This is a genomic window from Nonomuraea sp. SBT364 (genome assembly GCF_001083785.1).
In the GTDB taxonomy this organism is placed as follows: domain Bacteria; phylum Actinomycetota; class Actinomycetes; order Streptosporangiales; family Streptosporangiaceae; genus Nonomuraea.
Window position 1 is genome coordinate 1 of record NZ_LAVL01000243.1, and the last position, 10,119, is coordinate 10,119.

The window sequence follows — 10,119 nt, forward strand, 5'->3', positions numbered from 1 at the left end:
GGCGGGTGGCGACCGAGCGGCGGGTCGGCTGCGTGGCCGGGGCGCTGCCGGTGGAGCGCTACCGTGAGCTGCTGCTGGCGGCCGGGTTCACCGGGGTGCGGATCACGCTGACCGCCGACCACGGCGACGGCGTGCACTCGGCGATCGTCCGGGCGGGCAAGCCCGCGATCGGCCCCGGCCTGGAGATCCGTCCGATGCGCGAGGACGACGCCGCCGAGGTGCTGGCCATCTACCAGGCCGGGCTCGACACCGGCCAGGCCAGCTTCGAGACCGTCGCGCCGAACTGGGCGGGCTTCACCGCGCACCGGCCGGCGCACCTGCGTTACGTGGCGGCCGACGCCGGGTCGGGCGAGGTCGTCGGCTGGATCGCCGCGTCCCCGGTGTCGGCCCGGCCGGTGTACGCGGGCGTGGTGGAGCACAGCGTCTACGTGCACCCAGGCTGCCAGGCGCACGGCATCGGCCGCGCCCTGCTGTCGGCGCTGATCGACGCCGCCTCGGACCACGGCGTCTGGACGATCCAGTCCGGCGTCTTCCCGGAGAACGCCGGCAGCCTGTCGATGCACCGGGCGCTCGGCTTCCGCGTCGTCGGCACCCGCGAGCGCCTCGGCCGTCACCACGGCGTGTGGCGCGACGTCCTCCTCCTGGAGCGGCGCGCCTGACCCGACCGGCCCCGACCGGACCTGCTGGCCCCGCCGGGGTCGCCAGGGGCGGTTACGGGGCGGTGGCCGTACGGCCCAGGGTGCTTTCCCTGGCGACGAGCCGGTGGGAGGCGCAGACCTCCTCCGGCCTGCCGGCCGCCCCGGCCGACAGCCGCCTGGCGAGCAGCTCGACGGCCGTCTCGGCGATCCCCTGCTTGTCGGGCGACATCGTGGACAGCGACGGCGTGGAGAACCGCCCGTCCTCGATGTCGTCGAAGCCGAACAGCGCCACGTCCTCCGGCACCCGCACCCCCCGGGCCAGCAGGGTGCGCATCGCCCCCAGCGCCAGCGTGTCGTTCATGCAGAACACCGCGTCGGGAGCCGCGCCGGAGTCGAGCAGGGCGGCCATCGCGCGGGCCCCGTCGGCGCGGTGGTAGGCCTGCACGTGCGCCACCAGCGCCGGGTTTTCCTCCAGCCCCGCCTCGGCCAGCGCCTGGCGGTAGCCGCGCAGGCGCAGCCGGGCGGTGGCGCCCGAGGCAGCCCGCCGTGCTCCTATGGCGGCGATCCTGCGCCGGCCGAGCTCCGCCAGATGCGTGGTCGCCTGCCGGGCCGCCACCACGTTGTCGATGCCGACGTGGTCGTACGGCGCCCGCCCCACGCGCTCGCCGAGCAGCACCATCGGCGTGACGTCGGCGCGCTGCGCCAGGTCGGAGCCGGTCAGCGCGAGCGGGCTGAACAGCAGCCCGTCGATGAGGTGGGCCCGGATCCCGCTCACCACCACGCGCTCCCTGGACCGCTCGGCCTGGGTCTGGTCGATCAGCACCGTCCAGCCGTGCCGGTCGGCGGCGGTGATGACGTGCGTGGCCAGCTCGGCGAAGTAGGGGATGTCCAGGTCGGGCACCGCCAGCGCGATCACCCCGGAGCGGCCCGAGCGCAGGTTGCGTGCCGAGAGGTTGGGCCGGTAGTTGAGGTCGGCGATCGCCTGTTCCACCCGGGCCCTGGTCTCGGGCTTCACGAACTCATAGCCGTTGACCACGTTGGAGACGGTCTTGATGGAGACGCCCGCCCGCTCGGCCACGTCCTTGAGTCTCGGCTGCACACGGGGAGTGTACCGATGATTTCCAACGATGTAACTTTATCGTCGCGGGGGATTTACAACGTTAGATACATCGATGTAGAACTACCTGCAATTCACCGCCCCTGGGAGTGATCGCGATGGCCGTGTCATCCAGCCATAACCTGACCCGTCGAGGACTGCTCGCACTCGGCGCCGGTGCGGGCAGCGCCCTGCTGCTGAGCGCGTGCGGCGGAGGCGGCGGCCCGGCGGGACCCGCCGGCCCCTCCAAGGCGGCCTCCGCCGCCCCCACCACCTACACGGGACCGAAGGTCGACCTGGCCTTCTGGAACGGGTTCACCGGGGGCGACGGCCCGTTCATGAAGAAGCTCGTCGAGCGGTTCAACGGCGAGCACCCCAACATCAAGGTGACGATGAACGTCTACCAGTGGGCCGACTACTACGCCAAGGTGCCCGCCGCCGTCACCGCAGGCCAGGGGCCCGACGTCGGCATCATGCACGTCGACAGCGTCCCCACCAACGCCGCCCGGCAGGTCATCGTGCCGCTGGACGACCTGGCCGCCTCGCTCAGCCTCACCGAGTCCGACTTCTCGCCGCCCGTCTGGAAGGCCGGCGTCTACCGGAACGCCCGCTACGCCATCCCCCTCGACGTGCACCCGCTGGGCATGTTCTACAACAAGGCCGTCGTCGCCGAGGCCGGGCTCGACCCCGACAAGCCGCCGCGGACCGGGGCCGACTACCTGGCCGCCCTGGAGGAGCTGAAGAAGGCCGGCATCCAGGGGCACTGGGCCACGCCGTTCCCGTTCACGGGCACCTTCCAGTTCGGCTCCCTGCTCCACCAGTTCGGCGGCACGCTGTTCAGCGCCGACGCCGCCACCGCGACGTTCGCCCAGGAGCCCGGGGTCAAGGCGCTGAGCTGGCTGGTGGACCTCATCACGAAGGGCTACAGCCCGAAGAACGTCGGCCAGGACGCCGACCTGATCGCGCTGAAGAACGGCAAGGCCGCCTACAACTGGAACGGCATCTGGACCATCAACACCCTCAACGAGGCCGAGGGCCTGGAGTGGGGCGTGGCGCCGCTCCCCGTGATCGGCGACCAGCCGGCCGCCTGGGCGGGTTCGCACCAGTTCGTAGTGTTCAAGCAGCGGGCCCGGGACGACGACAAGCTCGCGGCGGCCAAGGTGTTCATCAACTGGATCAGCCAGCACTCCATCGAGTGGGCCAAGGGCGGCCAGGTGCCGGCCCGCAAGACGATCAGGGAAGGCGCGGAGTTCAAGGCGCTGGAGCACCAGTCCGTCATCGGCTCCCAGATCGACCACCTGTACTTCCTGCCTCCGGTTCCCGGCATCCCCGACGCCTCCGCTCAGATCGACACCGCGGTGAACCAGGCGATCCTGCTGAAGAAGGAGCCGGCGGCCGCGCTCGGCGAGGCGGCGGCGAAGGCCGACAAGATCCTCGAGCAGAACCGCAAGAAGTACGGCGCCTGAGCCCATGGTCGACCTGCGCGCCCGCTCCGCGGCCGTCGTGAGCGTCGCCCCGCGTCCCGTCCGGCGGCGCGGGCGGTTCACCCCGCTGTTCTTCCTGGCGCCCTACCTGGTGCTGTTCTGCCTGTTCGTGGTGGTCCCCGCGATCTTCGGCGGCTGGATCAGCCTGCACGAGTGGGACTACCTGCTGCCCGGCAAGCCGTTCACCGGGCTGGACAACTACCTCGCCCTGTTCGACCCGGACTCGCGCGTCTCCGGCGACTTCTGGACGTCGATGAAGGCCACCGGCATCTTCACCGTGGCCAGCGTGCCGCCGCTGGTCATCCTCCCGCTGGGCGTGGCCCTCCTGCTGAACCGCCGCTTCCGCGGCCGGACGTTCTTCCGCGCGGTGTTCTTCATGCCGTTCGTGCTCGGCGTCGCGGTCATCAGCGTGATGTGGCGCATCCTGCTCGACCCCAACATCGGCTTCGTCAACCACCTGCTCGGCGCGAACATCCCGTGGACCACCGACCTGCCGTGGGCGTGGATCTCCCTGGTCGGCATCACCGTGTGGTGGACGCTCGGCTTCAACGCCGTCATCTACCTGGCGGGACTGCAGGACATCCCGGCCGAGCTGTACGACGCGGCCGGCGTCGACGGCGCCAACCGGTGGCAGCGCTTCGTCCACGTCACGCTGCCCGGACTGCGGCCCGTCGCGCTGTTCGTGACCACCACCACGATCCTCGCCTCGGCCAACATGTTCGGCCAGTCGTTCCTGATCACCAAGGGCGCGCCCGGCGTCGAGACCCGCACGACGATCATGTACATCGCGCAGGAGGGGCTCCGCGACTACCGGATGGGCAGCGCGGCTGCGATGAGCTACGTGCTGACCCTGGTGCTCGTCGCGGTCAGCGTGATCAACTTCCGACTGTTCAGGAGCAGGTCTTGAAAGCGTTGCGCGCCTCCGCCTGGTATCTCATGCTCACCGGCTTCGCGATCCTCGTCATCGGGCCGCTGCTGTGGATGGTGTTCACCTCGCTCAAGTCCAACGGCGAGGCCACCAGGATCCCGCCGACGTTCGTGCCCGAGCGGTTCACCGCCGATGGCTACGGCACCCTGTTCGAGGGCAGGACGCAGGCGCCCGTGCTGCGCTGGTTCGCCAACAGCATGATCGCCGCCACCGCCCAGACCCTGCTGATCCTCCTGGTCGCCTCCACGGCCGCCTACGCGCTGGCCAGGCTGGAGTTCCGCGGCAAGGGCCCGCTGTTCGCCGTCATCGTGGGCACCCTGCTGGTGCCCAGTTTCGTGCTGCTGATCCCCAACTTCCTGATCGTGGACCGGCTCGGCTGGCTCGACAGCCTGTGGGCGCTGATCGTGCCGGGGGCCGCGGGCGCGTTCGGCGTCTTCTTCCTGCGGCAGTTCTTCCTCGGCCTGCCGAGGGAGCTGGAGGAGGCGGCCACCATCGAGGGCGCCAACCACCTGCACATCTTCGTCAAGATCGTGCTCCCGCTGTCACGCCCGGCGCTGGCGACGCTCGCCGTGCTCAGCTTCCTGGGCAACTGGAACGAGTTCATCTGGCCCATCTACGTGATCTTCAGCCCCGACTACTTCACCCTGCCGCCCGGCCTGTCCATCCTGCAGGGCGCCTACACCATCGACTATCCGGTGATCATGGCGGGCGCCGTGCTGGCGAGCGTGCCCGCACTGATCATCTTCGTCGTCGCCCAGCGGTACGTGATCGAGGGCGTCTCCAGGACCGGCCTCAAGGGCTGACCGCACAGATCCGAGGAGTTTCATACATGAGGACCGCACGGCTGACCCTGGACCGCGACTTCGCTGTAGGGCCGGTCGACCGCCGCCTGTTCGGCTCGTTCGTCGAGCACATGGGACGCTGCGTCTACACCGGGATCTTCGAGCCCGGCCACCCGGCGGCCGACGAGCGCGGGTTCCGGACCGACGTGCTGGAACTGGCCCGCGAGCTGGGGGTGAGCGTGGTGCGCTACCCCGGCGGCAACTTCGTCTCCGGCTACCGCTGGGAGGACGGCGTGGGGCCCGACCGGCCCACCAGGCTCGACCTCGCGTGGCGGCAGATCGAGACGAACCGGTTCGGGCTGGACGAGTTCGTCGCCTGGAGCCGGGCCGCGAGCGTAGAGCCGATGATGGCGGTCAACCTCGGCACCCGCGGCATCCAGGAGGCGTGCGACCTGCTGGAGTACGCCAACCACCCGTCCGGCACGTACTGGTCGGACCAGCGCGTCAAGCACGGCGCCGCCGAGCCGTACGGGATCAGGCTCTGGTGCCTGGGCAACGAGATGGACGGCCCGTGGCAGATCGGCCACAAGACCGCCGAGGAGTACGGCCGGCTCGCCGGCGAGACCGCCAGGGCGATGCGGCTGGTCGATCCCGGGGTCGAGCTGGTGCTGTGCGGCAGCTCCAACAGCTCCATGCCGACCTTCGGCGCGTGGGAGGCGACCGTGCTGGAGCACGCCTACGACGCCGTCGACTACCTGTCCCTGCACGCCTACTACGAGGAGGACGGTGACCTGCAGGGCTTCCTGGCCAGCGCGGCCGACATGGACCGCTTCATCTCCTCGGTGGTGTCCACCGCCGACCACGTGGCCGCCAAGCTGCGCAGCCGCAAGAAGATCAACCTGTCCTTCGACGAGTGGAACGTCTGGAACGCCACCCGCTTCCGCGGGCGCGGCCGCTCGCCGTTCGAGGAGGCTCCGCGGCTCATCGAGGACACCTACACCGCGGCCGACGCCGTCGTCGTCGGCGACTTCCTCATCACGCTGCTCAGCCATGCCGGCCGGGTGAGCGTCGCCTGCCAGGCCCAGCTCGCCAACGTCATCGCGCCGATCCGCACCGAGCCCGGCGGCCCGGCGTGGCGGCAGAGCATCTTCCACCCCTTCGCGCTGACCGCCAGGCACGCCGCAGGTCAGGTGCTGCGGGTGGAACCGGCGGGCCCGGTGCTCGACACCGCCCGCTACGGCGAGGTGCCGCAACTGTCGGCCGTGGCGACCGCGACCGAGGACGAGGTCGTGGTGTTCGCCGTGAACCGGTCGGCGGCGGAGACGCTGGAGCTGCGGGCCGACCTGCGCGACGTCGGCGCGGCCCGCGTCGTCGAGGCCACCGCGATCGCCGAGGAGGACCCGCACCTGCTCGGCGGCCCCGACGAGGAGGTGCGCCCGCGCCCCCTGCCGGGCGTCGCGCTGGACCGGGCCATCCTCACCGCGGCCCTGCCGCCGGCGTCCTGGAGCATGATCAGGATCGCCCGGGACGCATGACGCCCCGCCGCCCGGCGCTGTGGGCGGGCGCGCTCGCACTCACCCTGCTGGCCGCCTGCTCGCCGGAACCGCCACCTCAACCACCCGCTCCGGGAGCCTCCATGACCTTCACCAATCCGGTGTACGACGCCAACTTCCCCGACCCCGGCGTGATCCGGGCCGGTTCCACCTGGTACGCCTACGGCACCAACGGCCCCATCGGCAACGTGCCCTACCTCACCTCGCCCGACCTGGTCACCTGGACCGAGGGCGGTGACGCGCTGCCCGGGCTGGGCCCGTGGGCCGAACCCGGCAACACCTGGGCGCCCGAGGTGGTCGCCCTGCCGGGCGGCGGCTACGCGCTCTACTACACCGCCCGCTCGACCGAGGCCGGCCTGCAGTGCGTCGGCGTCGCCGTGTCCGACCGCCCCGAGGGCCCGTTCGTCGACCGTTCGGACCGGCCGCTGATCTGCGAGGCCGACGAGGGCGGCTCCATCGACGCCAGCCCGTTCCTCGACGAGGACGGCACGCTCTACCTCTACTGGAAGAACGACGGCAACCACATCGGCGAGCCCACCCACCTGTACGGCCGCCGCCTCACCCCCGACGGCCTGAAGCTGACCGGCGAGCGGGTCAGGCTGCTGACCAACACCGCCCCCTGGCACAAGCACGTCATCGAGGCGCCGCAGATGGTCCGGCACGACGGCCGCCTGTACCTGTTCTACTCGGCCGGCGCCTTCGACTCCGACGAGTACGCCGCCGGGTACGCCACCTGCGAAGGGCCGCTCGGGCCCTGCGCGGACGCGGCGGAGAACCCGATCCTGCGCTCCACCGCGCGGGCCGCGGGCCCCGGTCACAGCTTCCTGGTGACGACCCCCGGCGGCGAGACCTGGCTGCTCTACCACGCCTGGCCGCCGGACGCCGTGGGCAGCGTGGAGCCGGGCCGGCTGCTGTGGATGGACCGGGTCGACTGGGTCGACGGCAAGCCGATCGTCCGGGGGCCGACGCACACCCCGCAGAAGCGGCCCGCGTGAGCGCGCCGGGCCCGTGGATCAGGCGGACTCGCGGACGACGAGGGCGGGCTCGAAGATGATCGAGGTCGGCGGGCGGCCCGGCTGATCGATGTGCTCCAGCAGCAGGCGGGCCATCTCGGCGGCCATGTCCTCGACGGGATGGCGGACGGTGGTGAGCGCGGGACGGCAGGCGGTGGCCGCGCTGCTGTCGTCGAACCCGGCCACGGCCACGTCGCCGGGCACGTCGCGGCCGTGGTGCCGCAGCGCCGTGAGCGCCCCCTGAGCCATCAGGTCGTTGGCGACGAAGACGCCGTCGAGGTCCGGATGCTCGGCCAGCAGGCGCTCCATGGCCGCCTCACCGCTGTGGTAGGTGAACCCGCCCTCCGCGCAGGGGATGTACGGCTGGCCGTGGGCTGCCATCGCGTCCAGGAAACCGGACAGCCGGGCCTGCCCCGCCGGCACGTCCAGCGGCCCGGAGATCGTCGCGATCCGCCGGCAGCCCCGCGAGACGAGCCGGTCGGCGGCGAGCTTGGCCCCGGCCCGGTGGTCGACGTCGACGTAGCTGATCGGGATCGGCCGGGCGGGCCTGGCGAAGAGCACGGCCGGCACCCGCGCCTCGGTGAGCTGCGCCGGCAGCGGGTCCTCGGCGTGGGTGGAGACCAGGACGGCCCCGTCGGCGTCGCCCTGCCGCAGGTAGGCGAGCACCTGGGCACGCGCCTCGGCGCTCTCGGCGAACATCAGCACCGGATGGATGCCCCGGGGGCGGAGGAAGCCGACGATGCCGCCGACGACGCGGCCGAAGAAGGGGTCGGTGAAGACCCGGCCGGGGAAGGAGCCGGCCTCGTCGTCGCCTTCGCCCGCGCCGGAGACGACGAGGGCGACGGCGCCGGTGCGCCGCGTGACGAGCGAGCGGGCCGCCCGGTTGGGCACGTAGCCGGTGGCGTCGATGGCCCGCCTGACCGTCTCCTGGATCGCCGGGTCGACGTTGCGGATGCCGTTGATCACCCGGGAGACGGTGGCGCGGGAGACTCCCGCCGCCCGGGCCACGTCCTCCAGTGTGGGCGACGAGCCGGATGACGCCGGGAGACCTTGCCTCATCAGGCTTTTATAGCACAGGCTCGGAGAGCGCTCTCCTAGGCTGCGCGGTGGTGACGGCGCTCAGTGGCAGGTCGGCGGCGGAGCGGCCGGCCAGCACCGTGAAGGCGCCCGCCTCGGTGAGCCAGCCGCCGTCCTCTGCCGACCAGTGCTGGAAGGCCCGTGCCGCGAGGTCGAGCGTGACCTCGACCGCCTCTCCCGGCTCCGCCTCCACCCGGCCGTACGCCGCCAGCCACCGCACGGGGCGCCCCGGCACGGCCGTACGCGGTCGCGCCAGGTAGACCTGGACCACCTCCCGCCCGGCCCGCCCGCCCGTGTTGCGCACCCGTACCCGGACCCGGAGCGGCGCGCCGGGCGCGACCTCTGCCGGGACCGACAGCTCCTCGTACGACCAGGTCGTGTAGCCGAGACCGTGCCCGAACCAGTACGCGGGCGGCTCGGCCGACCGGAGCCAGGCGCGGTAGCCGATGTCCAGGCCCTCGGTATAGGCGAGCACGCCGTCCACCGGGACGGTGGAGACGAGCGCCCGCCCGGCCCAGGTCGTCGGCAGGCGGCCACCGGGCTCGGCCCGGCCGAGCAGGACGTCGGCCAGGCCGTGCCCCGCCTCCTGGCCGGGGAACCAGCTCAGCAGCACGGCGGGCACGTCCTCGCGCCACGGCAGGGCGACGGGCCCGCCCGAGTTGACGACCACGACGGTCGCGGGATTGGCCGCCGCCACCGCCCGGACGAGCTCGTCCTGGCGGCCCGGCAGGCTCAGGTGCTCGCGGTCGGCGCCCTCGCTCTCGACCTCGTCGGTGGTGCCCACCACGACGATCGCCACGTCGCTGGACCCGGCGAGCGCGACGGCGGCGGCCAGCTCCACGTCGTCGCCGCGCCGGGGCGGGTCGGCGGCCAGCACCGAGGCGACCCCCGTGTGCGGGGCGAGCCGGCGCCGCAGCACGAGCTCCACCTCCCGATCCGCGTCCAGCTCCAGCCGGGCGCGCCGGTAGGGCGGGGACAGGTGCACGGTCGCGGGGTCGTCGGTGTCGCGCGCCACCTCCTCGTCGATGAGGACGCGGCCGTCCGCCTCCAGGGTGACGCGGCCCCACCCGGCGACGGCCAGCTCCCACGGGCCGCCGTCGCCCGTGCGCAGGAGCGCGTGGATCTCCACGGCGGCGGCGGACGCGGCCCGGCCGGGCTCCAGGACGCGGCCGGTCAGCCGGTGCTCGGTGTGCAGTTCCGCACCGGCGGCGTCCAGCAGCCTCACCAGCACGCCGGGCTCGCCGGTGCGCGGGTCGCGCGCGTTGCCGGTGCCCAGCGGGGTCGGCCGGTCGCCGGTGCGCACGCCGGGCGCGTGGACCACCTCCGCCACGCCGGCCAGCGCGTCGCGGAGTCCGTCGAGGGGTGACACGACGGACATCGGGTACACGCCGGCGCTCCCGCCGCCCTGGATCCGGGCCTCGGCGGCGTTCGGCCCGACCACGGCGACCCTGCGCAGCCGCCCCGCGTCCAGGGGCAGCAGCTCGCCCTCGTTCCGCAGCAGCACCGCGCTCGCCGCGACCGCCCGCCGCAACACCCTCCGCACCTCCC

9 protein-coding genes are annotated in these 10,119 nt (G+C 72.6%); 6 read left to right on the top strand and 3 right to left on the bottom strand.

The genetic code is table 11. The features are described 5' to 3' along the window. Positions 1-659, top strand: a 659-nt coding sequence (locus ADY59_RS44700; protein WP_231619191.1) for a GNAT family N-acetyltransferase, incomplete at its 5' end; no start/stop codon positions are given. Positions 660-711: 52 nt separating this feature from the next. Here the strand turns inward: ADY59_RS44700 and ADY59_RS44705 are convergent. Continuing rightward, a complete protein-coding gene (locus ADY59_RS44705; protein WP_049576632.1) occupies positions 712-1,737 on the bottom strand; it encodes a LacI family DNA-binding transcriptional regulator in 1,026 nt (341 codons plus the stop codon). Positions 1,738-1,859: 122 nt separating this feature from the next. On the opposite strand from ADY59_RS44705, the gene ADY59_RS44710 reads away from it, so the two are divergent. Genes ADY59_RS44710 through ADY59_RS44730 form a run of 5 tightly spaced genes read left to right on the top strand, consistent with a single transcriptional unit; the run spans position 1,860 to position 7,476 of the window. Continuing rightward, on the top strand, positions 1,860-3,200 hold the full coding sequence (locus tag ADY59_RS44710; RefSeq protein WP_197094150.1) for an ABC transporter substrate-binding protein: 1,341 nt from the start codon (positions 1,860-1,862) through the stop codon (positions 3,198-3,200). A 4-nt stretch (positions 3,201-3,204) separates the two neighbouring features. Then, on the top strand, positions 3,205-4,125 hold the full coding sequence (locus tag ADY59_RS44715; protein WP_053175773.1) for a carbohydrate ABC transporter permease: 921 nt from the start codon (positions 3,205-3,207) through the stop codon (positions 4,123-4,125). Continuing rightward, complete coding sequence (locus ADY59_RS44720) at positions 4,122-4,949, top strand: carbohydrate ABC transporter permease (protein ID WP_049576633.1); 828 nt, start codon at positions 4,122-4,124, stop codon at positions 4,947-4,949. Before ADY59_RS44715 ends, ADY59_RS44720 begins: the two co-directional genes overlap by 4 nt. A 26-nt stretch (positions 4,950-4,975) precedes the next feature. Then, positions 4,976-6,463: an arabinosylfuranosidase ArfA gene (arfA, locus tag ADY59_RS44725; protein WP_049576636.1), complete on the top strand. Its 1,488-nt coding sequence runs from the start codon at positions 4,976-4,978 to the stop codon at positions 6,461-6,463. After that, complete coding sequence (locus ADY59_RS44730) at positions 6,460-7,476, top strand: glycoside hydrolase family 43 protein (RefSeq protein WP_197094151.1); 1,017 nt, start codon at positions 6,460-6,462, stop codon at positions 7,474-7,476. The genes arfA and ADY59_RS44730 overlap by 4 nt, the downstream gene beginning before the upstream one ends. Before the next feature lie 18 nt (positions 7,477-7,494). Here ADY59_RS44730 and ADY59_RS44735 read toward each other — a convergent pair whose 3' ends face one another. Further along, a complete protein-coding gene (locus ADY59_RS44735) occupies positions 7,495-8,553 on the bottom strand; it encodes a LacI family DNA-binding transcriptional regulator (RefSeq protein ID WP_049576641.1) in 1,059 nt (352 codons plus the stop codon). A gap of 7 nt (positions 8,554-8,560) precedes the next feature. After that, a partial coding sequence (locus ADY59_RS44740; RefSeq protein ID WP_049576652.1) for a glycoside hydrolase family 3 C-terminal domain-containing protein occupies positions 8,561-10,119 on the bottom strand: 1,559 nt, incomplete at its 5' end.